The organism is Magnetococcales bacterium (genome assembly GCA_015231755.1).
In the GTDB taxonomy this organism is placed as follows: domain Bacteria; phylum Pseudomonadota; class Magnetococcia; order Magnetococcales; family Magnetaquicoccaceae; genus Magnetaquiglobus.
In genome coordinates this window covers 140,442-167,381 of sequence record JADGAZ010000007.1, presented here as the reverse complement: position 1 = coordinate 167,381, position 26,940 = coordinate 140,442, and the positions used below count along the sequence as shown (strand labels likewise).

The following is a 26,940-nucleotide window of genomic DNA, read 5'->3' as shown; positions in this document are numbered from 1 at the left end:
TCTTCCAAGGGTGGTTCTTCCAAGGGTGGTTCTTCCAAGGGTGGTTCTTCCAAGGGCGGCGGATCGAAGACAGATACGGCTCATGGCAACGGAAGCTCTAAAGGTGGCGCTTCCAAGGGCGGATCTTCCAAGGGCGGCGGATCGAAGACAGATACGGCTCATGGCAACGGAAGCTCTAAAGGTGGCGCTTCCAAGGGCGGGGCTTCCAAAGCTGGAGGCAACGGAAGCTCTAAAGGTGGCGCTTCCAAGGGCGGGGCTTCCAAAGCTGGAGACACCAGTGCCGATTCCGGCGAAGTGGTTCTGGAAATCGGTTTTGCCCTGCATGACAAGGATGGCTCCGAATCGCTTGCAGGCGATATCCAACTCACGAACGTGCCGGACGGTGCGACATTGAGTGTTGGACACGCTGGCGACCAGCCCGGAACCTGGGTGATTCCACGCGCAGATCTGGCGGCGACCGCCCATAACGAGGGAGGACATGCGATTGCCTGGACGATCCCCAATTTGACTATCACGCCGCCTGCGGGAACGACGGCTGACTTCAAACTGGGTATTCAGGTCACCACCCAGGACGATGGCCATTTGCATACGGCCAAGGGATCCATCACGGTGGATGTGCCGGAACCCAAGATGCATGCCGCTTCAACGGATGGAGCTTCCAAGAGTTCCGGATCCAAGGGGGGGCAGTCAGACAACAAGACTCACGATGACAATGGCCATGGAAACGATCCTGGCAAAGTCGATCCAAGCAATCCTGGCGCCTCCAAAGCCGGATCCTCCAAGGGCGGATCTTCCAAGGGAGGATCTTCCAAGGGAGGATCTTCCAAGGGCGCTTCTTCAAAAGCCGGATCTTCCAAGGGAGGCTCTTCCAAGGGCGCTTCTTCAAAAGCCGGATCTTCCAAGGGAGGCTCTTCCAAGAGTTCCGGATCCAAGGGGGGGCAGTCAGACAAGACTCACGATGATAATGGTCATGGAAACGATCCTGGCAAAGTCGATCCAAGCAATCCTGGCGCCTCCAAAGGTGGCGCTTCCAAAGGTGGCGCTTCCAAGTCGTCCGACGCCCATACCACAACCGGCGCTTCCAAAGGTGGCGCTTCCAAGTCGTCCGACACCCATACCACAACCGGCGCTTCCAAAGGTGGCGCTTCCAAGTCGTCCGACGCCCATACCACAACCGGCGCTTCCAAGGGTGGCGCTTCCAAGTCGTCCGACGCCCATACCACAACCGGCGCTTCCAAAGGTGGCGCTTCCAAGTCGTCCGACGCCCACACCACAACGGGGGCCAAGGTTCACGACGACAACGGCCATGGCAATGATGCCGATGGTTTCGATGAGAGCAACCCGGGAGCCTCCAAAGGGGTTGCCGGCGGTCATGACCAGAATGACCACACCTCTCACGATTACAGCGACATCAAGGGCACTCACGACTATCATGAAGAGTCGAGAAGTTACGACAAGACCACCTCCGGCAGCAACAAGGACGACGAGTTGAGCGGATCGGCCAAAAACGATCAAATGGATGGTGGCAAAGGCAACGACTCGTTGGATGGCGGCACCGGCAACGACTCGTTGAGCGGTGGTGTCGGCAACGATCACCTGACGGGCGGCACCGGCAACGACATTCTGCATGGGGACGCGGGCAATGACACGTTGAGCGGCGGCACTGGCAACGACGTGCTGGACGGCGGGGTCGGAAACGACACCATGGATGGCGGTCAGGGAGATGATCTGTTCCTGTTCGGCTCCGGTGGCGGTCATGATACGGCGGATGGCGGTCAGGGTGGCAGTTGGCTGGATACGGTCAATCTGGAGGATGTGGGAGGCGGACCTTCAACCTCCCTGGAGCATACCGGAGATTGGACCTTGCAGACCGATGCCGAATATACCGTGAACAACGATGGCAGCATTGACTTCTCGGATGGGGACGCCTCCGGGACCATCACCTTGCACGATGGATCGGTGCTGGAATTTCACAACATGGAGCGGATCGAGTGGTGAGACTCACCCCTCCTGCATGAAAGCCGGTGATGAATGAATACCTGAAACCGCCTCTTGATGGGGCGGTTTCATGGTTTTAAGGTACGGATGTCATGGCCCTGGTGTTGACCACAAAAAAAGGCGCGGCCACGCCCACCGGATCCTCCACGGTGGGCAATGGTCGTTATCTGCTAGAAGAAAAAATCGGCGCGGGAGCCTTTGCCGAGGTGTTTCGAGCCCGATGTGTCGGGGAAACAGGATTTTTTGCCGTCAAACGGGCCTCCGATGCGGTGGGCAGGCGGGTATTGCGTTGGGAGTCGGAAAACCTGCAACGCTTGCGTGACGCGCCTTTTGTGCTGCCCATGCGGGAGTACTGGATCGAACCGGATGGCTGCGCCTGTCTGGTGACGCCGTTTCTGGACAGTGGCGATCTGAAGCACTACGTGCGCGCCAAGGGGGCTCTGGACGAACGCGAGGCGTTGACCATTCTGACGCGGGTGGCCGAGGCCCTCACCTTTGCCCATGCCCTGCAACCCCCGCTGGTCCATCGGGACATCAAACCGGACAACATCCTGGGGCACCAGGATGAGGCCGGAGTCATTCACTGGTTTCTGGCGGATTGGGGATTGGCAGAGTCCTGGAAGGGACATCATGCCCCGCGTTTTTCCGGTACCTCCCGGTATACCGCGCCGGAGGTCTGGAAAAAACGGCGTTATCTGGTGTCGGATGTCTATTCCCTGGGCATGACATTATATTTCATGTTGTTTGGACAGCCGGCCTACAATGGCATTTCAATCATTGTGGCCCGGGGGCAACGGGCACCAGAGCCGGTATGGATTCCCGAAGGGTGTCCCGAGGCGTTGCGGGAACTGCTGGCGGGCCTGTTGGCCAAGAATCACGTCAAGCGTTGGCCCTTGGCAAAGGCACTGGCGCAGATGCGGTGTCGGCTGGACGGATTGCTTGCCCTGGGGATCGACCGGACCCCGGAAGCGCATCCACGGATATGGATCGCCCGCTATCGGGGATTTTCCATGGAGTTCGTCTGGATTCCGCCGGGTGGGTTTGCCATGGGTTTGCACGCGGCGGATGCGGATCATGGGGACCGGGTGACGCAAGCGTCCGAAAAGCGTTGCACCCCACGGCACCCGGTGACGGTGGATGGTTTCTGGATGGCGCGTTTTCCGGTGACCCGGGGACAGTTTCGATTTTTCGTGCGGGATTCCGGCTATCAGACCACGGCGGACCGGGAGGGATGGGCCAATCCATATGTATCGGAGTCGGGCCGGTGCGAGCGGCGGGAGGGCAGCAACTGGGAGAGTCCGGGGTTTGAGCAGACGGATGAGCATCCGGTGGTGAATGTCTCCCACGACGATGCGCTGGAGTTTGCCGAATGGCTCTCCTGGCGTTGTCACCGACTGGTGCGTTTGCCCACCGAAGCCGAATGGGAGCGGGCCTGTCGGGCCGGGGGAGAGACCCGTTTTCACGGCGGAGAGGTGATCACCTCCCAAGAGGCCAATTTCGCGGGTCAACAGGGGGGCACCACAGCGGTGGATCGTTATCCTCCCAACGCCTGGGGGGTATATGATCTGCATGGCAATGCGCACGAATGGGTGAGAGACTGGTTCGCGGCGGATTTCTACGCCCGCTCGCCACAGGACAATCCGTATTGCGACGAAGAAAAAGCGGGCGAACGGGTGTTGCGGGGTGGATCGTGGCTATCGCCGGATTGGCGGGTGCGGTCCGGGGCCAGGGATCGGTATCATCCGGGCCGGTCGGATGGAGATATCGGATTCCGCCTCTCCGCCCTGGCCTATCCCTGGGAAAACAGAAAAATTTGACTATTGAAAAAAAAGAGGCGGTCTGGAGGATTCATCCTCCAGGGTTTTGACTTTAAAAATAATAATATTATTAAAAAAATTAAAATTTTGTTTTTTAAAGTCAGAAAATCAAAACCCTGGGAGATGAATCTCCCAGACCCTCTCTTTTTTTTCAATAATTTTCAATCGGTTTCGGGATTGGCCAGCAGATACTCCGCCATCGGGCGGTCGAACCGGCTGATGTGACCCGCCTCCCAATCGATCAACGCCCCCAGATCATACCCCTCTTGTCCCTGCACATCCGTGATGGTCTGGAGCAACGGCCCCTCCAAAAAAGCCTGATGCGCCTTGAAATGGGCCGCAAAACCGGGAAATCCCCACGCCATCATCCGTTGATCCTCGTCGGCGAAATGTTGCTCAAACAAGGTTCGCAACTCCAGCAAACGTGCCTGGGTCTCTCCGGGGTCCGCGCCATGGGTGAGAATTTCTTTCAGCGCGTTCATGCGATCCAACAATCCCTGATGCTGCTGATCCAACGCCTCGATTCCGGTGACGGCAAACCGGAGCCATTTATAGGAGAGCTTCTTGTGGGAAAGAATCATCACGGGCATTGGGGTTCTCCTGATGGTGGGTAAAAGCCAAACAAAAATCAAAATCCTGGGGGAGGAATCCCCCAGACCCCCGCTTTTTCTTCAAGGATTGGGCGGCTCCATACGGGTGCGCGCCTCGGACAACAACGCCGGAATCGGCAACGCCCTGGGACACCGGGGCAGACACTCCCCGCACCGGTCGCACGCCTCCAGACGGGCTCCCGGCACCCAATGATCCCCAGGCCGCATCATGCCATAACGATAGCGGGCGAACAGATCCATATCGAAACAACGCACCAGATGGTCCATGCGCAAAATTTCCGGGATCTCGATGGCCTGGGGACAAGGCAGACAGGCGAAACAGTCCCGTCCACATGCACGCAACACCGATTGGGACTCCACCGCATCCAGACGCCAGGCGATTTCCTGCTCCACCTGTCCCCAAATGGGGGTGGGACGCAACCCCTCCAGATGCAACGCCAGATGTCCCGGCTCGCTCAAACCGATGCTCAACGTATGCACGCCGGTCTGGGCCAACAGCCAACGCTCGTTGAACTGGGCCGGGGCATAAGGGGCGGTCAAATGCCGCAACCGCTCGGAAGGCTCATACAGACGCCCCCCCTTGTCGTTGGGCGAAATGATCAACACCCCCATGTCCAGGGCGTTGGCCAGGGCCACAGCCGGATGATTGGCCGCCCGGAAACGATAATAATGCACATTGACAAAATCGAACCAACCCGTCGCGATGATCTTCAACAACAACGGTAAGGCCGCGTGACCGGAAAAACCCACCTGACCGATCACCCCTTCGTCCTGGGCCTGACGCAACGCGGACAAAACACTCCCCTTGCCCCGCAACGCCTGAAAATGACTCTCCTGATTCAAACCATGCAACGCGAACAGATCCAATCGGGAGACCCCCAACCGGGTCAAGGAGTCGTCGATCCACAGACGCATCTCCCGTGCCGTGGGGGCGGGAGGGGCCTTGGTCATGATCAGGTAGTCGTCCCGGGGCCGACCGAGGCCAGACAACACCCGACCCAGCAGCCGCTCGCTCTTGCCATAACCCCGGGCGGTTTCGATCAGGTTGATCCCCCCGGCCAAAGCGGCGGAAACGATGTCATGGGTGGATTGCAGGCTGTCTTCCGGCAGATGGTCATGGGGGGCGTCCCAACCGTGCAGCAGGCGCATGGCCCCCAGCGTCAATACCGAAACCTGCAACCCGCTCTTGCCGAAACGGCGCTTTTCCATCGGACTCACCCCAAACCATCCCGCAAACGCCGCACCTGGGGCAACAAATCGCTGGCCACCAGACCCGCCATGCCGCACTCAGCCGCGCTGGCATCGGCGGCGGCCCCGTGCAGCCACACCCCGGCCCGCACCGCGCTTTCCACCGGCCAACCCTGGGCGAACAACCCGGCGATCAGGCCCGTGAGCAGATCCCCGCTGCCGCCGGCAGCCAGACCCGGATTGCCGGTGGCGTTGATCCAGGCCCGCCCGTCCGGAGCCCCGATCACCGTATCCGCCCCCTTCAAAACCAGCCACACACCCCACTCCCGGGCCGCCCGCCGCGCCACTCCCAACCGATCCCCCTGGACCTCGGCCACGCTCACCCCCAGCAAACGGGCCATCTCCCCCGGATGCGGGGTCAGGATCAATGGAGAGGAGCGGGACCCGGCCCACCGGGCGATGCGTTCCCCCTGCCCGGCCAAGCCGTTCAAGGCGTCGGCGTCCAGCACCACCGGCAGATCCCGCCACTCCAGCACGCCGGCCACCACGCCGGCGGTCCAGGGCGTATCCCCCAATCCCGGCCCCATGGCCACCAGATCCGGAGCAACCCGGCTGGAAAAAAGGACTTCCAACGCCCCGGTCACGGAATCCCCATCCGGCAACGGCACGGTCATGGCCTCCACCAGTCCGGCGGTCACCACCGGCTGAACCTTGGCCGGAGTGGCCACGGTGATCAATCCCGCTCCCACCCGGGCGGCCCCCTGGGCCACCAGGATGGCGGCCCCTTCCATGCCCACTCCCCCGGCCACGATCAGCAACCGGCCACAATCCCCCTTGTGGGCCTCCGGGGAACGCCGGGGAATCTCCAGATCATACGGCCCATTGAGGGCCACCCGGTGTTCGGGAATAGCCAGAAAATCATCCGGAATGCCGATGGGCGCCACGATCCGCTCGCCGCACAACCCGGCACCGGGATACAACCGGTGACCAAGCTTTTCCGCCGCGAAGGTCACGGTCCAGCGGGCGGGCAAGGCGCAGCCGAGAATCCGCCCCGTATCCCCGCACACCCCGGAAGGCAGATCCACCGCCAACACCGCTTTGCCGCTCGCCGCCACCCGCTGGATCACCCCGGCGGCCACCCCGGCCACCGGACGGGCCAGACCGGTGCCGAACATGGCGTCCACCACCACCCCGCAGTGGGAGAGCCAACCATCCAGCGCTCCGGGCAGCGCCTCCAGGGTGGTCAACTCCCGCACCAGGCCACCGGAGTTCAAGAAAACCCGATAATGGATCTGGGCATCCCCCCGCAACGCCTCGCCGTGTCCCAGGAGTACCACCCCCACCCGACCCCCGGCCTGCAACACCCTGCGGGCCACCACGAAACCGTCTCCGCCATTGTTGCCACAGCCGGCCAGCACCAGCACGAAACGGGAGCGCCACTCCGGCACCCGATCCATCAACACCCCAGTGACCGCCGCACCGGCGTTTTCCATCAGCACCACCCCGGGTAGTCCCAACGCCCCGATGGTACGCTGGTCCGCCGTCCGCATTTGCGCCCCGGTCAACAATCGATGCATGCCCGACCTCCCCAAACCGTTCATCATGGCCTATGATTCCCTCTTTGAAAGGGTCGCCGGACCGGAAAACCAAAAAAACAGGGTCCATTTTTTCACAAAACACAAAAGGATGAAACCGCGATATGTCGCCTCCACTGATTTTGGCCACCGGCGTGACAAAACGCTACCACGACCGGGTGGTGGTGGATGGAATCGACTTCGAGGTGCGCTCCGGAGAGTGCTTCGGTATGCTCGGACCCAACGGGGCGGGCAAAACCACCACCTTGCGCATGCTCACCGGCCTGACCCCCAGGGAGGCGGGACAGTTGCGGCTGTTCGACCGGTTCACCGATCCCGCCGCGCCCGAGGTGCATCGTCGTCTGGGGGTGGTCTCCCAGGAAGACAATCTGGACGACGACCTGAGCGTTGCCGAAAACATCGTGATCTATGGGCGTTACTTCGGTCTGTCGAACGCCCTGATCCGCACCCGGGTGGAGGAACTGCTGGAGTTCGCCCAGCTTGTGGAGCGGCGCAATCATCCGGTCAGAATTCTATCCGGGGGGATGAAACGCCGTCTGGTGATCGCCCGCGCCCTGGTGGCGACGCCGGAGCTGCTCATTTTGGACGAACCCACCACCGGCCTGGATCCCCAGGCCAGACACCTGATCTGGCAACGCCTCGCCGCCCTGAAGGCCAAAGGAACCACCCTGTTTCTCACCACCCACTACATGGAAGAGGCAGCCCGACTGTGCGACCGGGTGATGATCATCGACTCGGGCCGCATCCTGGCCATGGGCCGGCCCCACGCCCTGATCCAGGAACACCTGGAACCCGAAGTGGTGGAAATCCGTCCCCTGATGCCGCCCCTGGACCGGGAAGCTTTTGCCCATCTTCCCGGCCGACTGGAGCAGTCCGGGGATACGCTCTACTGCCACTCCCAGGACGCCTCGGAAGTGATGCTGCATCTGCGGGGACGCCGGGATCTGGTCTGTCTGTCCCGACCGGCGGGACTGGAAGATCTTTTCCTCAAGCTGACCGGGCGGGAGCTGCGGGATTGATCCGGGAATCACCTCAGGGCAATTGAAGCGGATCGACCAGCAATTCCCGGAAATGCCCTATTACGGGACGCGGAAGATGCGGGCGTGGCTGCGGCAGGAAAGGTACACAGTCGGGCGGAAGCGAGTTCAGCGTCTGATGCGCAAGCTGGGGCTGCAGGCGATTTATCGAAAACCAAATACCAGCAAACGCCACCCGGAACACCGGATTTATCCGTATCTGTTGCGTGGTTTGCCGATTGATCGTCCCAATCAAGTTTGGGCGTCGGACATCACCGACATTCCGATGCCGCAGGGATTTCTTTATTTGGTGGTCATCATGGACTGGTACAGCCGAGAAATTTTGGCTTGGCGGCTCTCCAATACTCTGGATGCGAATTTTTGCGTGGAGGCACTTGAAGATGCAGCAGCATCGGCGAAAGGGTGGCAGCCTGAAGGCTCAGGCCACAATCAGCCCGGAGAAGGGGGGACGCTCCGGCTAGGCCTGTGAAAAACGATACAACCGTTTCCCACAGGCTTGCCCCCCTTCTCCTCATCAGGTAACCGAAGGATGATTGAAAACATTCTTACGATTTTCAAAAATCAAAGGCCAAACCGGAACGGCCTTCATCCATGGACGAGGTGTCGCTTATTTCGATCCGGTTTCTGTCCTTGATTTGGGAGCCACCTCACGTCCGGCATGGGTCCGACCCAAAAGGGACGCCCTCTCAAAGTCCAGTCAGGCAAACAGCAAGGCGGAAAGCCGCTGGCGGTAGACCGGAATCAGGGGATGCCCCGGTCCCAACAGGTCGAACACCCGGATCATCGCCTTGCGGCCCGCGTCCTCTCCAAAACTCCGATCCCGCCGCACCACCTCCAAAAAACGGTCCATGCCCTCGGCGTAACGCTCCCGGGCCACCAGGGCCTCACCCAGTTTCATCACCCCCTCCAGTTGATCCGGCTGGGCCGCCACTGCGGCCATCAGAGTCTCCAGATCCGCCTCTCCGGCGGTGAAGGCGAGGCGGGCCGCCAGGGTTTTGGCCTCCACACTCTCCCGATCCCGGGGCTTGAGCCGGGCCAAGGCCGCAGCCGCCTCCTCGTTGCGCCCCAAAGCCAGCCAAACCCGGGTCAGACCCAGCAGGGCGCCCCCATGGCCGGGATCGAGCTGCAACGCCTGTTGATAGCCTTCCAGCGCCTGATCCCAATCCTCCCGCTCCTCATTCTGACGGGCCGCCCCCACCCCTTTGTCCGCCTCGCCGGGCAGCGCCTGATCCAAAAAACGCCGCACCTGGGATTCGGGCAACGCCCCGGTGAACTCGTCCACCAGCGCGCCGTCCACGAACAGCTTGACCGACGGAATCCCCCGCACCCCATACCGACGGGCCAACTCCGGATCCCGATCCGAGTCGATCTTGGCCAGGAAGAACCGTCCGTTCATCTCTGCGGCCAGTTTTTCCAGGATCGGTCCCAAGGTGCGGCAGGGACCGCACCAGGTGGCCCAGAAATCCACCAGCACCGGCACACTCCGGGAGCGTTCCAGCACCTCTTGCTCGAACGTGGAGGCATCCACGTTTCCCATCCATGACATGTCAGACATACGCTTTAAAATCCTCGTCAAAATGCGTCATAACGATCCATCACGCCTACAGATCCACCATCTCCACCCATTCGGCCTCCACCCCGGCGATGAAACGCCGCGCCGTCTCCTTGAAACGATCCGCCACATCGGTCACCAGAAACTCCAGGCGCCGGGTCTGACCCGGTGGCGCCGGAGCGATCACCCCTCCCAGATACCGGCCCAGATCCTCGGCCATCGCCGCCGACGAATCCACCAGCGTCACCCCCGGGCCCATGGTCTCGGCGATCACCGTTTTCAAGACCGGATAGTGGGTACATCCCAGAATCAACGCGTCCAACCGCTGGGGGAACAAGGGGGCCAGGGTTTCCGCCACGATCATGCGCACCGCCGGATGATCCACCCATCCCTCCTCCACCAACGGCACGAACAGCGGACAGGCCAAGGATACCACATGAATGCGCGGATCCAGCATAGCCAGATGATACGGATAGGCCCCGCTGGCCACAGTGGAACGGGTGCCGATCACCCCCACCCGACCCGGTGCCTCCCCTCCGGCGGAGACCGTCACAGCCGCCCGGCAGCCGGGTTCGATCACCCCGATCACCGGCACCGGACAGTGGGCGCGCAACGCCGCCAGTCCCAGGGCCGAGGCGGTATTGCAGGCCACCACCAAGCCTTTCACCCCCCGACGCAACAGACAATCCGCCACCTGCACGCTGTAACGCTCCACGGTGCGGGCCGACTTGGTCCCATAGGGCACCCGCGCCGTATCCCCCAAATAGATGAAACTTTCCCCCGGAAAAGCCCGTGTCAGTGCCTCCAGCACCGTCAGCCCTCCCACCCCGGAATCAAAAATGCCGATCGGACGCGCGTCAAACATGGTATCGAAATGAATCCTCCATTGGAGCGGGTGATGAAAACCATTGCCAGGAATGAAAACCTCTGCTAGGCTTGATTGTCAAGACGCGGATATGGTGGAATTGGTAGACACGCTGTCTTGAGGGGGCAGTGGTTCACGCCGTGCCGGTTCAAATCCGGCTATCCGCACCAAAAGAAAAGAGGGTCCAGGATCAAATCCTGGACCCTCTTTTCTTTTGGTGACTTGCAAAGCGACCCGAAAACCCTGTTTCAAGGGGTCAAGCCGCGGATCTGTGTTCCACCACACCCACACCCCGACAAAAATAGTTCCAGGCCGCACCCGCATCCGCCATGGGGGAGGCGGTGAACCCGCTGATCACAAAACGCAACGTGGCCGCCTGAATCAGTCCCACATAAAAATCCGCCGCCGACTCCAGATCCAATCCCACCGGCAACTCCCCCAACTCCTGGGCATTGGCCATGATGGTCTGAACCTGCTTGCCATACTCCCGCACGATCCGGTTCATGGCCATGCTTTCGGCACGGGTCATCACCCCTTCCACCAGAAAGATGCGACACAAACCTGGATGTTCGGCGAAAAATTGCAGATGATTCTCGAACTGCCGCCGCAGACGCTCCATGGGCAAGGCGCTGTCGAAGGGGGGATCCAAAGATCGCAGCAGGTGATCCCGCAAAAAATCGATCAAGGCCTGGAAAATGGCATCCTTGCCGGTGAAGTGACGATACAAAGCCGCTTCGGACAATCCCACCTCCGCGGCCAACTCGGCGGTGGTCACCCGACGGTTGCCCTTTTCCAGCAGGGTCATGACCGCCTTGAGGATTTCAATGCGTCGCTCCGGGCGGCGTCTGCGATCCACTTTAGGTTCTTCGCGGGTTTTGTCTGTTGACTGGTCATCGGTGAGGGACATGGAAGCTCCACAAGAGGTTTTAAAAGAGAAAAAATCGCGTCCGCGTTGCCACGGGTCTCGCGCACCCTGCTGCACTCATCTCCCCCTCAATCTTGCATATCACAATTCCCGCAGACATTGCAATTCATTTGCGTATTATCCACCTTGCATGCTACAGTAACCTCAAAACAGAATGCGAACCATCCGCACTGTACGTTGACAGTTCATGCCAACATCTATCGGAGTTTAAACCATGTTGAACGAACCGAAATATCCCTCCCAAGACTCCCCCTGGGGAACAACCCAAGTCAAGTCCCGCGTCTCAAGCGACGTGTCGGTCTATCTCAAACAGGTCTACTCCCTGCTGGCCTCCAGCCTGCTTGTGGCGGTGGCCGCCGGCTATGTGGGCATGACCCTGCCCTTTGCCCGGGAACATCCGATCATTCTCATGTTCATGATGTTCGGCGCCATGTTTCTGGCCTTCAAGATCCAAAACGCCGGCACCCTGTTTCTGTTCACCGGCATCTCGGGACTCTCCCTGGGGCCGCTGATCGCCTATTATGTGGGCGCGGGAATGTCCGGCGTGGTGGGTCAGGCCGCCTTCCTCACCGGCGCGGTCTTCACCGGACTGTCGATCTACTCCCTCACCACCAAACGCGACCTGTCGATGATGGGGGGCATACTCTTCGCCGGATTGATCGTGATCGTGGTGGGTGGACTGCTCAACCTGTTCATCCAGTCCTCGGCCCTGTCGTTCGCCATGTCCGCCGCCGGCTCGGTGATCTTCGCCGGCTACATCCTCTTTGAAACCCAACAACTCAAAGCCAGCCCCTGGGAAGTGTCCCCCTCGGTGGCCGCCTTGTCGATGTATCTGAATGTGGTCAACCTCTTCACCAGCCTGCTGCGTCTGCTGGGCTTCCTGGGAGGCGACGATTAAGGCATTAAAACAGGCCAAAATCCGTCTGCGTCAGGCGGGCTGGAATGACATCCAGCCCGCCATCGTCGTACTGGGAGGTCCGCAACGACTGATTCTCCTCGGTCGCAACGCCCCCGACGGTCAGCCGCTCCCCAAACGCAAAAAACGCATCTGGCCCGTCTCCACCGGCAAAGCCGGTTTCGGCTGTCAGCAAGAGAGCGGACGCACCCCCACGGGCCTGCACCGCATCTGCGCCACCTTCGGAGATCAGGCGCCGGCAGGCACGGTGTTCAAAAGCCGGCAACCCACAGGCGAAATCCTCCAACCCGACCAACACCCGGAAGGGGATTTCATCACCACCCGCATCCTCTGGCTCGACGGGCTGGAAGAAGGTCTCAACCGCGGAGAAGGCATCGACAGCCGCGCCCGCTACATCTACATTCACGGCACGCCCCATACCGACCAGCTCGGACAACCCGCCTCCGCCGGCTGCGTGCGCATGGGCGACGCCGATGTGATCCGGCTGTTTTCCTGGGCTGCCATCGGCACTCTGGTGATCATTCTTCCACCCCCTTGAAAATTTTCTCGCATACGGAGAACCACGTTCCACCATGCCCCCACTGATTGCCGCCTATCTGGAAAAATTCCACAATCCCCAGTTGATGGGACTGCTCCTGGCCCTGCTGGGAGCCATCCTCACCATCAACCTGTTCGGCTCGGCCCTGGCCCCCTACTTCACCGCCGTGATCATGGCCTATCTCCTGGAAGGCATGGTCCGTCCCCTGGAACGGGTCCGCATGCCCCGCATGGTGGCGGTCATGGTGGTCTTCAGCCTGTTCATACTGATCGCCAGCGCCATTTTTCTCATTCTCACCCCGGCGTTGGTCCGGGAACTCTCCCGGGTCTCCACGGAAATTCCCAAAATCACCGAAACCCTCAAAGCCCTCATGCAACAGATCACCCTCTCGGCCTCAGGCTGGATCGACTCCCCCTTTGCCGAAAGCATGCTGCTGGGATTGGTGGAAAAATCCCAAGGATGGGCGGCGGACTCCATCTCCATGCTCCTCAAAGGGGGACTGCCGGGATTGGTCTCGGTGCTGATCTACCTCTTTTTGGTGCCATTCCTGATCTTTTTCTTCATGAAGGACAAAACCGCCCTGCTCACCGCCTTCTCCCGCTATCTTCCCCGGGAACGCACCCTGCTCAAACGGGTGTTGAGCGAGGTCAATGTCGGCGTCGGCGGCTACATCCGGGGCAAATTCTGGGAAATGCTGCTGCTGGGCTCCGCCAGCTATCTGGGGTTTGTGCTGATCGGCTTCCAGTATGCCTTCCTGGTGGCGGTGCTGACCGGTCTGTCGGTGCTGATTCCGTTTTTGGGACTGGCCGCCGTCACCCTGCCGGTGATCCTGCTGGGCATTCTCCAGTGGGGCATCACCTGGGAGGCGGCCCATCCCCTGATCGTCTATGGCATCTTGCAACTGGTGGATGGCAACCTGATCGCCCCCATGATCCTGGGAGAGACGGTCCAGGTCCATCCCACCACCATCATGCTGGCGGTGCTGTTTTTCGGTTCCCTATGGGGCGTGGCCGGAGTGTTCTTCGCCGTACCCCTGGCGGTGCTGGTCAAAAGCGTGCTGGAGGTCACCGTGGCCGATGATCCGGTGGTGAAATCCGTATGAGCGCCGATCCCCATCACCTCATGGCCGTCGGCGTTCTGGAAGCGGTTCTGGACAAAGCCGCTCCGGCGGATGGCGCCTTGCGCCGTCTGTTTCAGCAACGGGGCTCCGGCCCCGGGGAACGGGGACGCATCGGGGATCTGGTTTTCACGGTACTGCGCCACAAACGCCTGCTGGAACGCCGCCTCGATCCCTTGCTGCCGGTGGAAAAACGGCTGTCCGCCTTGGTCGCCCTGGCCGCCGACAGACTGACGGCATCGGAACCACCGCTCCCCGACCCGTCCACACCCCCACAGGAACGCTGCTCCCTGCCGGACTGGCTCTGGGAGTCCCTCGTCGCCCAGTGGGGGGAAGAGGAGGCCTTGGCCCTGGGGCTGGCTCTCAACCAGCCCGCCACCACGGATCTGCGGGTCAACCGGGCCAAAATCCAACGGGAAGCCCTCCAGGCGCGCCTGACGGCTCAGGGAATCGACGCCACCCCCCTGCCCCGCACCCCGGACGCCCTGCGCCTCAACGGACACCCCCCCATCACCACCTTGGAGGCCTTTCACCAGGGACTGTTTGAAATCCAGGACGAAGGCAGCCAATGGATCGTCCCCCTGTTGGCCCCCCGTCCCGGAGAGACCGTGGTGGATCTGTGCGCCGGTGGTGGCGGCAAAACCCTGCATCTGGCGGCCTGGATGGGACAAAAAGGTCGGATCATCGCCACGGACACGGATCCGAAACGACTTCACCAGCTCTCCCAGCGACTGCGACGCCTCAAGAACCATAGCAATCTGGTGCGGGTAATCCCCCTGCGCCACGAAGGAGACCCCCAGCTCAAGCCCTTCACGGGCAAGGCGGACGCGGTGCTGGTGGATGCCCCGTGCAGTGGCACCGGCACCTTGCGCCGTCGCCCGGAAATCAAATGGTGGTTGACCCCGGAACAACTCGCCGCCTTTCACGTGCGCCAATGCGCCCTGCTGGACGCCGCCTCCCGGCTGGTGCGTCCGGGAGGACGGCTGGTCTATGCCACCTGCTCGCTGCTGCGTCAGGAAAATCAGGCGGTGGTCGAAAGTTTCCTTAATGAAAATCTTCACTTTCGCCCCGTTCCGGCCATTCCGGCCCTGGCAAGCCGGGGGTTTGAAGGGATATACTCGACCCAACCGTATCTGACGCTTTTGCCCCATGTCGCCGGGTGCGACGGTTTTTTCGCTGCCCTATTTCAGAGGAACCGATAAGGTTTTTTAACCATGAGCATGAACCCGATCAAACGTGCCCTGATCAGCGTCTCGGACAAAACCGGACTGACGATCCTCGGCGAAGGACTGGCCTCTTTTGGGGTCTCCATTCTCTCCACCGGCGGCACGGCCCGGGCCCTGCAAAGCCTCGACATCGCCGTGGAAGAGGTCTCCCAGTTCACCGGTTTTCCGGAGATGCTCGACGGTCGCATCAAGACCCTGCATCCCCGCATTCATGGCGGACTGCTGGGGGTGCGGGACAATCGCAAGCATCAAACCCAGATGAAGGAAAACCAACTGGAACCGATCGATCTGGTGGTCATCAACCTCTATCCCTTCGAGGCCACGGTGGCCCGTCCCGGCTGCACCCTGGACGAGGCGGTGGAAAACATCGACATCGGTGGTCCCGCCATGATCCGCTCCGCGGCCAAAAACCATCGCTGGGTGACGGTACTGGTGGATCCGGAAGATTACATCCGGGTCTTGACGGAAATGCGCGCCAATCACGGCGCGGTTTCGGCCCGCACCAACGCGGAGTTGGCCCGCAAGGCCTTCGCCCGCACCGCCGCCTACGATGCGGCCATCGCCAACTGGCTCACCGCCTTGGACAAAGAGAACAAACCCGGCCTCTTCCCGGAGGTGCTGACCCTGCAATTCCACAAGCATCAGGAAATGCGCTACGGGGAAAATCCCCATCAAAAGGCGGCCTTCTACAAAGACGCCTCCCCGCCGGGCTGCAACATCGCCAACACCCGGCAACTCCAGGGCAAGGAGTTGTCCTTCAATAACATCAACGACGCCAACGGCGCCTTTGAACTGGTGCGGGAGTTTGCCGAACCCACCATCGCCATCATCAAGCACACCAATCCCTGCGGCGTGGCCTCGGACCCGGATCTCACCACCGCCTATCTGCGGGCGCGGGATACGGATCCGGTTTCGGCCTTCGGCGGCGTGATCGCCGTCAACCGTCCCGTGGATGAACGCCTGGCCAAGGAGATCGCCAGCACCTTCATCGAAGCGATCATCGCTCCGGGTTTCAGCGATGCGGCACGGGCCATCCTGGCCGGCAAAAGCAATCTGCGTCTGCTGGAATCCCTGTCGCCGGTGACCCCGGCCACGGCCCGGGAAGGCATCGTGCGCATGGATCTGAAACGGGTGGTGGGGGGTCTGCTGGTGCAGCAGGCGGATGTGGGTGAATTGCGCGAGGAAAACCTCAAACTGGTGACGGAACGCGCCCCCACGGAACAAGAAAGACGGGATCTGCTGTTTGCCTGGAAGGTGGCCAAACACGTCAAGTCCAACGCCATCGTCTACGCCCGGGATCTGACCACCGTCGGCGTGGGCGCGGGACAGATGAGTCGGGTGGACTCCTCCCGCATCGCCATCGCCAAGGCCAACGACGCGGCGGTCGCCTCCCAACGGGAAGGCAATCCGGTGGCCGGCTCGGTGATGGCCTCGGATGCCTTTTTCCCCTTCCGGGACGGGGTGGACGCGGCGGCGGCGGCGGGCGCCACGGCCATCATTCAGCCCGGCGGCTCCATCCGGGATGACGAGGTGATCGCCGCGGCCAACGAACACGGCATGGCCATGCTGTTCACCGGCGTGCGTCACTTCAAACACTGATCCCCATCACGATCGGGAACCAAATCCCATGTCCGCACGCATCACCCTGCTGGACGCCCTGCTGCTGGCGGGGGGACTGTGGGCCGTGATCGCCTGGATCAAACATCGTTTGCTGAATTCCGGCGTCCGTCCGGACCCCCATCAGGAGGGGTCCGGCGACGCCGGGAACTGAAAAGAATTCGACCCTCAAAACGCGGGCTGCCCCGCTTCAGGTGTGCTCCCGGCTCCCAAACCCTGTCGACCGATACGGCCCGAACGGACCTGTTTGCCAGCCTAATTGCCGGAAAACGCGACCCGATAGCTCCAACCGGTCAGCGGCGCAATCGACATACGCCACGCCTCGACCGCCTCCTCGGTGGACGGATGGGTCCGATAGACCAGCCCCCCCATCTCCTGGTTTTCCCATCCCAGATCGATGCGGTGATGCTGAATGGCCTGCTCCAACTCCTGGGGAGTGGCGCAATAGCCCAGTTCCAAATCCACGAGACGGATATCCGAACTCCAAAAATAACATCCGGGTCCGCGAAACCAGTCGTTTGTCCAGTTGTGTCGCACCATCATGGCACTCTCCTGTCTTGACCGTGGAAGTTGGGGCCCGATGAGATAGGAAACCACAAAAAATCAGCTCCTTGCCATCACGCCACATCCTGCGTCCTGCATCTGTGCCGCTGCCCCTATAGACTCTGTATCTGATTCATAAGTTCATTTTGTTTCATCACTGCGTGGGTTCATGCTGGAATATCTGCAAGATGCATGCTGACTTGTTGCATCTGCGGTAACAGACTGTAAAACCGATTTTTTTCTGTCACGCTGCCGATTGGGATGAATCCAGGACAGGCAGTTATTGCCTAAAAAAGCAGCAATAAAATACCCCATGCCAGCACACTGGGCACCCCTTCATCACGTCCCCTTGAAAAACAGCCTCCCCCGCATCCCCGCTCATGCCAACCGGATCATTCTGGTATAGAATGATTCCAAACAACGCATAAATGACGGCTTGACATTTTTCTCAGGAGGCGAACATGGGAACGATCTGGCGGGTGGTACTGGTGGCGTGGATGGTATGGATCGGGGGTGAGGCGCAAGCGGAAACGAAGATTTCCGGTCAGGCCGTGACCTATACCGCCCAGGGGGTGACGCTCAAAGGTTATCTGGCCCTGGACGAGGCCCGCCCCGGCAAGCTTCCGGCAGTACTCGTGGTGCATGAATGGTGGGGACTGAACGACTATGCCCGCAACCGGGCCCGCATGCTCGCGGAACTGGGTTACGCCGCCCTGGCGGTGGACATGTACGGCGATGGCCGACTCGCCGCACATCCGGATGACGCCAAAGGGTTCTCCGCGGCCTTGCGCCAGGACTTTCCCACCGCCCTGGCCCGTTTCGAGGCGGCCATGGGCTTCTTGAAAACACACCCCCGGGTGGATGCGGAGCAAATGGCCGCCATCGGCTACTGCTTCGGAGGCGGCATGGTGCTCAACATGGCCCGGCAGGGCTTGCCCCTGAAAGGAGTCGCCAGCTTTCACGGGGGACTCGACCCCATGGTCCAGGCCCAACCGGGCGGCATCCGCGCCAAAATCCTCGTGCTGCACGGCAATGACGATCCGATGATCCCGCCGAACAAGGTGGCCGCCTTCCAAGAGGAGATGAACAAGGCCGGCGCCGATTACCGCTTCATCGGTTATCCCGGCGCCACCCACGCCTTCACCAATCCGGAAGCCGACGCCCTGGCGCAACGTTTCAAGCTGTCGGTGGCCTACCATCCCGAAGCGGACCAGCAATCCTGGCAGGCCCTGAAGACCTTCCTGGCCACCCTTTTCCAGGCTCCGCCGACTGGCCGGTGACACGTGGCAGCGCTTGCATTGACACGTTTTGCGGGGTAATCTTTTTGGATCACGAGTTGTCCATTCTTCTTCAATTCGCACTAAGGACCGGTCGCCATGGATGATGTCAAAATACTGCTCGATGAGTCGGAAATTCCCAAACAGTGGTACAACGTCGCCGCCGACCTGCCGACCCCACTGCCCCCACCCCTGGGTCCGGACGGCCAGCCCATCGGTCCCGATGCCTTGGCCCCCCTCTTTCCCGAAGCCCTCATCGAACAGGAGATGTCCACCCAACGCTGGATCCCCATCCCGGAACCGGTGCGTGACATCTATCGTCAATGGCGGCCCGCCCCCATGTTCCGCGCCCGTCAACTGGAACGGGCGTTGGGAACCCCGGCGCGCATCTACTACAAATACGAAGGGGTCAGCCCCGCCGGCTCCCACAAACCCAATACCGCCGTGGCCCAGGCCTATTACAACCGGCAGGAAGGGTGCATGCGTCTCACCACCGAAACCGGCGCCGGACAATGGGGTTCCTCCATCGCCCTGGCCGGGGCCATGTTCGGACTGACCGTGCGGGTCTACATGGTGCGGGTGAGCTATCAACAAAAACCGTTCCGCCGTTCCATGATCGAAACCTGGGGGGCCGAAGTGTTCTCCAGCCCCACCACCCACACCCAAAGCGGTCGCGACGCCCTGGCCCGGGATCCCAATACCCCCGGCTCCCTGGGTCTGGCCATCTCCGAAGCGGTGGAAGACGCCGCCAGCCGTCCGGATACCCATTACGCCCTGGGTTCGGTCCTCAACCATGTGGTCTTGCACCAGACCGTCATCGGCCTGGAAGCCCTCGCCCAATTCAAGAAAGTCAACGACTACCCGGATGTGGTGATCGCCTGTTGCGGCGGAGGCTCCAATTTCGGCGGCACCGCCTTTCCGTTCCTCATGGACAAGGCCGCCGGCAAACCGGTCCGTCTGGTGGCGGTGGAACCCGACTCCTGCCCCACCCTCACCCGGGGCCGCTACGCCTACGACCACGGCGACACCGCCAAACTCACCCCGTTGATGCCCATGTACTCCCTGGGTCACGACTTCATCCCCCCGGGAATCCATGCCGGTGGCCTGCGCTATCACGGCGACTCCCCCCTGGTCTCCCATCTGCATCACCTGGGACTCATCGAAGCCGTGGCCGTACCCCAGTTGGCCACCTTCCAGGCGGGGGTGCAGTTCGCCCGCACCGAAGGCATCCTGCCCGCCCCCGAGTCCAACCACGCCATCCGCGTGGCCATCGACGAAGCCCTGAAATGCAAAGAGACCGGCGAAGCCAAAACCATCTTCTTCACCCTCTCCGGCCACGGCCACTTCGACATGGCCGCCTATGACCGCTACTTCGCCGGCGACCTGGAAGACTACGCCTATCCGGAAGAAAAAATCGCCGAAGCCCTGGCCACCCTGCGCCCCATCGGCTGACGCCGCGATCCGCACAAGTCCCGCCTTTCAGGCGTCGCCAGCACCCGCGATGCCTGAAAGGCGCAAGCCCCTGACATCCCCCTCTCCCTTTTCACCCCCCGATCCCCACGATTTCCCCTGTTTTTTCGGCCACGCGCATCCATCCTTTCCCCCCGGGGCTTCAATCCATATTGAAAATTTTGCATATAAATATTAAAAATGAACATTCCAGGTAATGTTTCGTTGTATGATCCTGCATTCTGGAACATGGTTGCGCCCAAAAAACAGGGGAGAGACACCAAACGATGAAACGGTTTGTTCACCGATGGGTCATGGGGATGATCCTGCTGTTCGGCCTCATCACCCCCGGAGACCAGGCCGCCGCCGGGGCGGTCAAATGCGGCGAGCAACCGATCCGTCTGGCTTTCTATGAGCACGGATTTCTGTATAACCAGGGAACCGGCATCGATCAGGATGTGGTTTCGGAGTTGATCAAGCGCAGCGGTTGCGACATCAAGACCCAGGTGATGACCCGGGCGCGTATCTGGGCCGATCTGGCCACCGGGGATCTGGATATGAGCGTCTCGGGGCTCAGCGATCCCGAACGGGATCGTTTCGTCTGGTTCGCCCACTATCTCATCATGAAAAATTATGCCCTTGTGCATGCCGAAGTGGCCACACAGGTACACAACGCACGGGATTTCCTGCAACAGACCCGTTTGCAAATGGGTGTGGTACGCTCCTTCAAACACGGGGTGGAACAGGACCAGTGGCTCGATCAACTGCGACAGGCGGGGCGGGTGCAAGACACCCCGGATGTGGCCACCATCTTCAAAAAGCTCAAAAGCAAACGGGTGGATGCCCTGTTCTCCCAACCCCCGGTATTTCGCAAATTCCTGAAAGATGAAGCCTTGGCGAAGATGGTAAGCATCCAGGATTGGACCCCCACAGAAAAAGGGGTTCCCCATGGCCTGATCCTGGCCAAAAGCCGCTTCGACTCCCTGGATGCGGAACAGTGGCGCAGTCTGCTGGCCGACATGCGACACGATGGCACCCTGAAAAAAATTTTCCTGCGCTATCTGCCGGAAAACGAAGCCAACATTCTATTGGATTTTTAAAACTTCCATGAGCACCGCATGATGGATTCGGATTCGACCCCCAAAAATCTGGTGACCCGCTTTCTGGGCAGCGGTTCCCGGGCGCTCGCCAAGGTTTTGCTGCGCAAGCTCTTTTTGGCCTATCTGCTCTTCGCCGTGATCCTGACTGGGCTGCAACTGGCTCTGGCCTATCACAACTCCCGCCACGAGGTGCTGAAAACCTTGCGTTCCCTGGCCGACATCTCGGCCACCGGGGCGGCTTCGGCGATCTGGGACTATCAACAGCATCTGTTGCAGGCGCTGGCCAACGGCATGGGGGCCCATCCGGCGGTGGTGCAGGTGGACATCCGCGATCTCAAAGGGGAACTGAGCGCCCAATGGCGCTCTTCGGATGGTCAGCAACCGGCCCAGGATCTGCTGATCAAACGGGATTTGTACCGGGACGCGGATCCGGGCAAACCGTTGGGCACCATCACCATCGCCTCCAGCCATGCCCGCACCGCAGCCGGTCTGAAAGAGACCATGCTGCACATCGCGATCTCGGCCTCGGCGTTGATGTTTTTCCTGCTGCTGATTTTGTGGCTGCTCACCGGATCCCTGGTGGCCAGACCCCTGGCCCGGTTCACCGAGCAGGTCGCCCGGCTGGCGGATCAAGGCCACGGCGGTTTCGTGGAACTGGACGCGGTCAACATCGAAGAGATTCATACCCTGCAAAAAGTCTTCAATCAACTGATGCGCCAGATCAACGACAGCCATCAGCGCATCGCCGAACAAAACGCCGGCCTGGAACAACGGGTCACGGCCCGCACCCGGGAGCTGCAACAAAGCAAGGAGCAATACAACGATCTGATCGAACGGATTCCCATCGGGGTGTATCAATTCCGGATTCTGGCGGACGGCAGCAAACGGTTTGAATACGTCAGCGCCCGTTTTTGCGCCATGTTCGATCTGCAAGCCCCGGAAATCCTCGCCAACGCCTCCCGTCCTTTTTCATTGGTGCATCCGGAGGATGTGGCCTCCTTCCGCGCCGCCAACGAAGAAGCCAAACGATCCAAACAGGCCTTCTTGTGGCGGGGACGATTTTTGATCAACGGAGAACTGCGCTGGCTGCGGATCGAATCCACCGGCAAATTCCTGCCCAACGGGGAAAGCATCTGGAACGGCATCATCAACGACATCACCGAACGAACCCGCATCGAAACCGCCCTGGCCAACAGCGAACAAACCCTGAAACGGGCCCAGGCCGTGGCCCGCATCGGCAGTTGGCATCTGGATCTGGCCACGGGTCAGCTCACCTGGTCGGAAGAGAGCTATCGGATTTTTGGTCTGCCGGTGGGCACACCCTTGAATTACGAATTGTTCATCACCCGCATTTTCCCCAAGGACCGGGCGGATGTGGACGAGGCCTGGCAGTCGGCGTTGCAGGGCTCTCCCTACGACATCGTGCATCGGGTCATGGTGGACGACGAGATCAAATGGGTACGGGAACAGGCGGAAATCACCTTCGATGACCACGGCGAACCCCAAATGGCCCTGGGCACCGTGCAGGAGATCACCGCCCAGATCCAGACCGAACAGGCGCGCCGCAACTCGGAGTTGCGATTCCGCAGCATCTTTGAACGGGCCAACGCCGGCATCGCCTTTGCCGATGCCCAGGGCAATCTGCTGCAATTCAACGACAGCTTCGCCCAGTTGCTCGGCTACTCCCCGGAAGCGTTGCTGGGACTCAACTTCGCCAGCTTCACCCACCCCGACGACATGCTGGACGAGACCCTGTATTACAAGGAGATCCTCAACAAGGAACGCAACGACTATCGCCTGGAGAAACGGTTCATGACCCGCTCGGGGGGCACGGTCTGGGTGGATCTGACCGTCAGCGCCATCCGGGATGATCTGGGGGCGGTGCGCAATTTCGTCGGTTTGATGGTGGACATCACCGAAAGCAAACAGGCCGCCGAAGCGCTGCAACAGGCCAAACAGGCCGCCGAAGAGGCCACCCGGGCCAAAAGCGAATTCCTGGCCAACATGAGCCACGAAATCCGCACCCCGATGAACGCCATCATCGGCCTGAGCCATCTGGCCTTGAAAAACGATCCGGCCCCCCGACAACAGGACTACCTGAACAAAATCCGCAACGCGGCCATGTCGTTACTGGGGATTCTCAACGACATCCTCGATTTTTCCAAGATCGAGGCGGGCAAACTGACCATCGAACAGATTCCCTTCAATCTGGTGCAGGTGCTGGATGGGGTTACCAATGTCACCGCGCTGCGCGCCGCCGAAAAAGGCATCGAACTGCTGGTCTCGATTCCCCCCGCCCTGCCCGTGGATCTGATCGGCGATCCGTTGCGGCTGGGTCAGATCATGCTCAATCTGGTCAACAATGCGGTCAAGTTCACCGAACACGGCGAGGTGATGATCGCGGTCAACGCCCTGGAAAGCCTGGATGATTGGGTGACCCTCTCGTTTGCCGTGCGGGACACCGGCATCGGCATGAGTCCCGAACAGATGGCGCGCCTGTTCCAGTCCTTCTCCCAGGCCGACATGTCCATGACCCGCCGCTTCGGCGGTACCGGATTGGGTCTGGCCATCAGCAACCGTCTGGCCGCGCTGATGGATGGCACCATCTCCGTGGAAAGCCAACCGGGAGAAGGCAGCACCTTCACCTTCATCGGTCGGTTTGGCCGTGGCGCGCCGTCGGCGACCCAGATGACCAAACCGTCGGAAGTGTGGACCGATCTGTCCAGCATTCACGTTTTGGTGGTGGATGACAATCCATCGGCCCGTGAAATCATGGTCGAACTGCTCCACCACTGGTCCATGCCGGTGACGGTCGCCACCAGTGGCCAGGAGGCGCTGCGCCAACTCGACGCCATGACCGAACGGGATGAACCCTGTGATCTGGTGTTGATGGACTGGCAGATGCCGGAGCTGGATGGCATCGAAACCACCCGTCGGATTCTGGCCAATCCCAAATTCACCACCACGCCGACGGTCTTCATGGTGACGGCGTTCGGCACCGAGGAAGTGGTGGCCCAGGCCGCCCGGGAAGGGGCGCGGGCCTGCCTGATGAAACCGGTGGGCGCCTCGGTGCTGTTCGACACCATTGTTTCGGTCTTCCGGGGAGGCAGTCGCAAAAACAAGGAAGAAGAAGGCTCCATCACCACCACCACACCCAGAATCCGGGGGGCCAGACTGCTGCTCGCCGAAGACAACGAGATCAATCAACAGGTGGCCGAAGAACTCCTGGGGGAGATGGGATTGATCGTCGAAGTGGTGGGCAATGGTCGTCTGGCAGTCGAGGCGCTGACGGCCCGACCCACCGCCTACGAAGCCATCCTGATGGATGTGCAGATGCCGGAAATGGATGGACTGGAAGCCACCCGTCGCATCCGTTCCGCCTTGGGAAACAAGGCACCCCCGATCATCGCCATGACCGCCCACGCCATGGAAAGTCAACGGCAACGCTGTTTCGACGCCGGCATGGTGGATCACATCGCCAAGCCCATCGACCCTTCGATCTTAAACGCGGTACTGGGACGCTGGATCCGCTCCCGCCCCACGGAATCCATCCGCACGCCCCATCATCAACCCCTGGTGGTGGAACAGGCCATTCTGCCGGATCTGGGACCCGCGTTCGATCTGGCCGACGCCCTGACCCGGGTGAACGGCAAGCCTTTACTGTTGCGCCGTCTGCTCCGGTCCTTCGCCGCCCAGAATGTGGAGACCACCAGACGTCTGCGTCTGCTGCTGGAACGGGGAGAACTCGACGTATCCTGTCAACTGGCCCACGGACTCAAAGGGGTGGCCGCCACCTTGGGGGCCAAAACGGTCCACGCGGCGGCCGGAGCTTTGGAAATGGCCTGCCGGGACCCTTCCGGACGACCCTCCCTTCCCGCTCTGCTCGACTCCCTGGACGCAGCCATGACCCAGGCCTTGACCGCCATTCAGGGCATGGCCCCGGAACCGGTGGAACATCCCATCCCCACCGGAAATCAGTCGATCTCCTGGGAACAGGTCCAACCTTTGGCCGAGGAACTCGCCCTGCTCCTCGACCGCAACAGCATGATGATCCGCAAGCGGTTTCCTGTCTGGCGCGAGTTGGTGGCCGGCAAAGGTTGCGATCCGCAACTGGAGGCCATGGGCAGGGCTGTGGATGACCTGGACTTCCCCGCCGCCCGACAGGAACTGAATCAAGTCATGAATCATTTGCGTCTGCAAAAAGAGAGGCATGCATGAATGTGGAGCTTCCCGGCATCATTCTGATCGTGGATGATGAACCGATCAACATTGCGGTGTTGACCGATATCCTCGAAGACAAATACGAAATTCTCTTTGCCACGGACGGTCTCAAGGCCGTGGAACTGGCCAAGACCGCCCAGCCGGATCTGATTCTGCTGGATGTCATGATGCCCGACCTGGATGGCTATGAAGTCTGCGCCCGTCTGAAACAGGAACGCAGTACCGCCACCATCCCGGTGATCTTCGTCACCGCCATGAGCGATGTGGACAACGAGGCCCGGGGATTGGAACTGGGCGCCATGGACTACATCACCAAACCGGTGAGTCCTCCGGTGGTACGGGCCAGGGTACGCAATCAGATCGAACTCAAACACGCCCGGGATCAACTGATGCGTCTGGCCGTCACCGATGCGTTGACCGGTCTGTCGAATCGTCGCCACTTCGATACCGAACTGGAACGGGAATACCTGCGTCTGGCCCGCACCCGGGGTCTGTTGTCGATGATCCTGTTCGACGTGGACCATTTCAAAGCCTACAACGACACCTACGGCCATCTGGCGGGAGATGACTGCCTGCGTCGCATCGGCGGCGTGGTGTTGCAGACCATCACCCGCGCCGCCGATCTGGGAGCCCGTTATGGAGGGGAGGAGTTTGTCTGCATTCTGCCGGAGACCGGCTACGAAGGGGCGTTGCGCTTGACGGAAAAATTGCGCGAGTCCATCAGCGGCTTGAAGATCCCCCACGCCAAATCCTCGGTCTTCCCTTATGTCACCGCCAGTCTGGGAGTGGTCACGGTCCGCTGCATCGCCGGTCGGTCTCCCCTGCACGTGATCGCATTGGCGGATGAACAACTATATGCCGCCAAATCCGGAGGTCGCAACCGCATCAATTCCCTGCGCTTCGACGCCCCCTGATCCCCCCATGACACCCACCGCATACCTCTGGCGCGCAAGACGCAGCCCCCCGATGGACGCCTGGATCAAAACGTCAAGCCGCCTCCGGCGCGAATGCAACACGCCACCATGGAAAATCACTTGCGCTCCCGACCATGTCAGGCGACAATAGACGAAGAAGATCGTCGTTCAGAAAGAAAAGCCAGCACCATCAGGATCAGCGCTTCAATTTCTTCTTGCCTCATCCAACCACGGGGGTGTAGCTCAGTCGGGAGAGCGCCTGCTTTGCAAGCAGGAGGTCATCGGTTCGATCCCGTTCACCTCCACCAAATCAGAATCCAAGGAAGTCCAATACAGTCCAGAAAGCCCGTAAAATCAAACTTTACGGGCTTTTTTATTGTCCAAGGAAGCCCAAGGAAGTGCGTTGACAGCCAAAAATTTGGGGGGCATTTCTG

The 26,940-nt window shown here is 60.7% G+C and carries 22 protein-coding genes and 2 tRNA genes; 17 read left to right on the top strand and 7 right to left on the bottom strand.

What is annotated here, in order from left to right:
• Positions 1 to 1,410: 1,410 nt before the first annotated feature.
• Positions 1,411 to 1,998: a hypothetical protein gene (locus tag HQL98_06765; GenBank protein MBF0271744.1), complete on the top strand. Its 588-nt coding sequence runs from the start codon at positions 1,411 to 1,413 to the stop codon at positions 1,996 to 1,998.
• A 92-nt stretch (positions 1,999 to 2,090) separates the two neighbouring features.
• The gene (locus tag HQL98_06760; GenBank protein MBF0271743.1) at positions 2,091 to 3,815 is read left to right on the top strand and encodes an SUMF1/EgtB/PvdO family nonheme iron enzyme; all 1,725 of its coding nucleotides are present in this window, start codon (positions 2,091 to 2,093) and stop codon (positions 3,813 to 3,815) included.
• 161 nt (positions 3,816 to 3,976) lie between these two features.
• On the opposite strand, the gene HQL98_06755 is transcribed toward HQL98_06760, so the two are convergent.
• The 3 genes from HQL98_06755 to HQL98_06745 all read right to left on the bottom strand — a co-directional run bounded on the left by HQL98_06755 (position 3,977) and on the right by HQL98_06745 (position 7,191).
• Positions 3,977 to 4,405, bottom strand: a complete 429-nt coding sequence (locus HQL98_06755; GenBank protein MBF0271742.1) for a hemerythrin domain-containing protein — start codon at positions 4,403 to 4,405, stop codon at positions 3,977 to 3,979.
• An 81-nt stretch (positions 4,406 to 4,486) separates the two neighbouring features.
• Positions 4,487 to 5,644 (bottom strand): aldo/keto reductase, encoded by a 1,158-nt coding sequence (locus HQL98_06750; protein ID MBF0271741.1) that lies wholly within the window; start codon positions 5,642 to 5,644, stop codon positions 4,487 to 4,489.
• Positions 5,641 to 7,191, bottom strand: coding sequence for an NAD(P)H-hydrate dehydratase (locus HQL98_06745; GenBank protein ID MBF0271740.1), 1,551 nt, complete (start codon positions 7,189 to 7,191; stop codon positions 5,641 to 5,643). The genes HQL98_06750 and HQL98_06745 overlap by 4 nt, the downstream gene beginning before the upstream one ends.
• A 122-nt stretch (positions 7,192 to 7,313) precedes the next feature.
• Between HQL98_06745 and HQL98_06740 the strand changes: the two genes are divergently transcribed.
• Both HQL98_06740 and HQL98_06735 read left to right on the top strand, forming a co-directional pair.
• Positions 7,314 to 8,228 (top strand): ATP-binding cassette domain-containing protein, encoded by a 915-nt coding sequence (locus HQL98_06740; GenBank protein MBF0271739.1) that lies wholly within the window; start codon positions 7,314 to 7,316, stop codon positions 8,226 to 8,228.
• A 22-nt stretch (positions 8,229 to 8,250) separates the two neighbouring features.
• Positions 8,251 to 8,715 (top strand): IS3 family transposase, encoded by a 465-nt coding sequence (locus tag HQL98_06735; GenBank protein MBF0271738.1) that lies wholly within the window; start codon positions 8,251 to 8,253, stop codon positions 8,713 to 8,715.
• 228 nt (positions 8,716 to 8,943) lie between these two features.
• Here HQL98_06735 and HQL98_06730 read toward each other — a convergent pair whose 3' ends face one another.
• Complete coding sequence (locus tag HQL98_06730; GenBank protein MBF0271737.1) at positions 8,944 to 9,801, bottom strand: tetratricopeptide repeat protein; 858 nt, start codon at positions 9,799 to 9,801, stop codon at positions 8,944 to 8,946.
• Positions 9,802 to 9,847: 46 nt separating this feature from the next.
• Positions 9,848 to 10,663, bottom strand: coding sequence for a glutamate racemase (locus HQL98_06725; GenBank protein MBF0271736.1), 816 nt, complete (start codon positions 10,661 to 10,663; stop codon positions 9,848 to 9,850).
• 85 nt (positions 10,664 to 10,748) lie between these two features.
• Between HQL98_06725 and HQL98_06720 the strand changes: the two genes are divergently transcribed.
• Positions 10,749 to 10,833, top strand: a tRNA-Leu gene (locus HQL98_06720).
• Between the two features lie 86 nt (positions 10,834 to 10,919).
• Here HQL98_06720 and HQL98_06715 read toward each other — a convergent pair.
• The gene (locus HQL98_06715; protein MBF0271735.1) at positions 10,920 to 11,570 is read right to left on the bottom strand and encodes a TetR family transcriptional regulator; all 651 of its coding nucleotides are present in this window, start codon (positions 11,568 to 11,570) and stop codon (positions 10,920 to 10,922) included.
• A gap of 232 nt (positions 11,571 to 11,802) precedes the next feature.
• On the opposite strand from HQL98_06715, the gene HQL98_06710 reads away from it, so the two are divergent.
• The 6 genes from HQL98_06710 to HQL98_06685 are packed head-to-tail and all read left to right on the top strand — an operon-like array spanning position 11,803 to position 17,156.
• Entirely contained in the window at positions 11,803 to 12,486 is a 684-nt protein-coding gene (locus tag HQL98_06710; GenBank protein MBF0271734.1) for a Bax inhibitor-1/YccA family protein, read from the top strand.
• A complete protein-coding gene (locus HQL98_06705) occupies positions 12,425 to 13,042 on the top strand; it encodes a L,D-transpeptidase (protein ID MBF0271733.1) in 618 nt (205 codons plus the stop codon). Before HQL98_06710 ends, HQL98_06705 begins: the two co-directional genes overlap by 62 nt.
• Positions 13,043 to 13,076: 34 nt before the next feature.
• A complete protein-coding gene (locus tag HQL98_06700) occupies positions 13,077 to 14,144 on the top strand; it encodes an AI-2E family transporter (protein ID MBF0271732.1) in 1,068 nt (355 codons plus the stop codon).
• Positions 14,141 to 15,361: an RsmB/NOP family class I SAM-dependent RNA methyltransferase gene (locus HQL98_06695; GenBank protein ID MBF0271731.1), complete on the top strand. Its 1,221-nt coding sequence runs from the start codon at positions 14,141 to 14,143 to the stop codon at positions 15,359 to 15,361. The genes HQL98_06700 and HQL98_06695 overlap by 4 nt, the downstream gene beginning before the upstream one ends.
• Before the next feature lie 18 nt (positions 15,362 to 15,379).
• Positions 15,380 to 16,984, top strand: a complete 1,605-nt coding sequence (gene purH / locus HQL98_06690) for a bifunctional phosphoribosylaminoimidazolecarboxamide formyltransferase/IMP cyclohydrolase (protein MBF0271730.1) — start codon at positions 15,380 to 15,382, stop codon at positions 16,982 to 16,984.
• A 28-nt stretch (positions 16,985 to 17,012) separates the two neighbouring features.
• The gene (locus tag HQL98_06685; protein ID MBF0271729.1) at positions 17,013 to 17,156 is read left to right on the top strand and encodes a hypothetical protein; all 144 of its coding nucleotides are present in this window, start codon (positions 17,013 to 17,015) and stop codon (positions 17,154 to 17,156) included.
• Between the two features lie 101 nt (positions 17,157 to 17,257).
• Here HQL98_06685 and HQL98_06680 read toward each other — a convergent pair whose 3' ends face one another.
• The gene (locus HQL98_06680; GenBank protein MBF0271728.1) at positions 17,258 to 17,545 is read right to left on the bottom strand and encodes a hypothetical protein; all 288 of its coding nucleotides are present in this window, start codon (positions 17,543 to 17,545) and stop codon (positions 17,258 to 17,260) included.
• Between the two features lie 461 nt (positions 17,546 to 18,006).
• Here HQL98_06680 and HQL98_06675 point away from each other — a divergent pair, with 461 nt between their 5' ends.
• The 6 genes from HQL98_06675 (at position 18,007) to HQL98_06650 (ending at position 26,814) form a co-directional block, all read left to right on the top strand.
• The gene (locus HQL98_06675; protein ID MBF0271727.1) at positions 18,007 to 18,825 is read left to right on the top strand and encodes a dienelactone hydrolase family protein; all 819 of its coding nucleotides are present in this window, start codon (positions 18,007 to 18,009) and stop codon (positions 18,823 to 18,825) included.
• A gap of 96 nt (positions 18,826 to 18,921) precedes the next feature.
• The gene (locus HQL98_06670) at positions 18,922 to 20,274 is read left to right on the top strand and encodes a TrpB-like pyridoxal phosphate-dependent enzyme (GenBank protein MBF0271726.1); all 1,353 of its coding nucleotides are present in this window, start codon (positions 18,922 to 18,924) and stop codon (positions 20,272 to 20,274) included.
• 284 nt (positions 20,275 to 20,558) lie between these two features.
• Positions 20,559 to 21,371, top strand: coding sequence for a transporter substrate-binding domain-containing protein (locus HQL98_06665; protein ID MBF0271725.1), 813 nt, complete (start codon positions 20,559 to 20,561; stop codon positions 21,369 to 21,371).
• 18 nt (positions 21,372 to 21,389) lie between these two features.
• On the top strand, positions 21,390 to 25,589 hold the full coding sequence (locus tag HQL98_06660; GenBank protein ID MBF0271724.1) for a response regulator: 4,200 nt from the start codon (positions 21,390 to 21,392) through the stop codon (positions 25,587 to 25,589).
• Positions 25,586 to 26,506: a diguanylate cyclase gene (locus tag HQL98_06655; protein MBF0271723.1), complete on the top strand. Its 921-nt coding sequence runs from the start codon at positions 25,586 to 25,588 to the stop codon at positions 26,504 to 26,506. The genes HQL98_06660 and HQL98_06655 overlap by 4 nt, the downstream gene beginning before the upstream one ends.
• A 232-nt stretch (positions 26,507 to 26,738) precedes the next feature.
• Positions 26,739 to 26,814: transfer RNA gene (locus HQL98_06650), tRNA-Ala, on the top strand.
• The last annotated feature ends 126 nt before the right edge of the window (positions 26,815 to 26,940 follow it).

Coding starts and splice junctions, on each gene's coding strand:
- HQL98_06760 (MBF0271743.1), top strand. CDS start 2,091: ATGGCCCTGGTGTTGACCACAAAAAAAGGCGCGGCCACGCCCACCGGA.
- HQL98_06745 (MBF0271740.1), bottom strand. CDS start 7,191: ATGCATCGATTGTTGACCGGGGCGCAAATGCGGACGGCGGACCAGCGT.
- HQL98_06730 (MBF0271737.1), bottom strand. CDS start 9,801: ATGTCTGACATGTCATGGATGGGAAACGTGGATGCCTCCACGTTCGAG.
- HQL98_06705 (MBF0271733.1), top strand. CDS start 12,425: ATGTGGTCAACCTCTTCACCAGCCTGCTGCGTCTGCTGGGCTTCCTGG.
- HQL98_06725 (MBF0271736.1), bottom strand. CDS start 10,663: ATGTTTGACGCGCGTCCGATCGGCATTTTTGATTCCGGGGTGGGAGGG.
- HQL98_06700 (MBF0271732.1), top strand. CDS start 13,077: ATGCCCCCACTGATTGCCGCCTATCTGGAAAAATTCCACAATCCCCAG.
- HQL98_06685 (MBF0271729.1), top strand. CDS start 17,013: ATGTCCGCACGCATCACCCTGCTGGACGCCCTGCTGCTGGCGGGGGGA.
- HQL98_06715 (MBF0271735.1), bottom strand. CDS start 11,570: ATGTCCCTCACCGATGACCAGTCAACAGACAAAACCCGCGAAGAACCT.
- HQL98_06670 (MBF0271726.1), top strand. CDS start 18,922: ATGGATGATGTCAAAATACTGCTCGATGAGTCGGAAATTCCCAAACAG.
- HQL98_06655 (MBF0271723.1), top strand. CDS start 25,586: ATGAATGTGGAGCTTCCCGGCATCATTCTGATCGTGGATGATGAACCG.
- HQL98_06695 (MBF0271731.1), top strand. CDS start 14,141: ATGAGCGCCGATCCCCATCACCTCATGGCCGTCGGCGTTCTGGAAGCG.
- HQL98_06675 (MBF0271727.1), top strand. CDS start 18,007: ATGGGAACGATCTGGCGGGTGGTACTGGTGGCGTGGATGGTATGGATC.
- purH (MBF0271730.1), top strand. CDS start 15,380: ATGAACCCGATCAAACGTGCCCTGATCAGCGTCTCGGACAAAACCGGA.
- HQL98_06755 (MBF0271742.1), bottom strand. CDS start 4,405: ATGCCCGTGATGATTCTTTCCCACAAGAAGCTCTCCTATAAATGGCTC.
- HQL98_06660 (MBF0271724.1), top strand. CDS start 21,390: ATGATGGATTCGGATTCGACCCCCAAAAATCTGGTGACCCGCTTTCTG.
- HQL98_06710 (MBF0271734.1), top strand. CDS start 11,803: ATGTTGAACGAACCGAAATATCCCTCCCAAGACTCCCCCTGGGGAACA.
- HQL98_06680 (MBF0271728.1), bottom strand. CDS start 17,545: ATGATGGTGCGACACAACTGGACAAACGACTGGTTTCGCGGACCCGGA.
- HQL98_06740 (MBF0271739.1), top strand. CDS start 7,314: ATGTCGCCTCCACTGATTTTGGCCACCGGCGTGACAAAACGCTACCAC.
- HQL98_06665 (MBF0271725.1), top strand. CDS start 20,559: ATGAAACGGTTTGTTCACCGATGGGTCATGGGGATGATCCTGCTGTTC.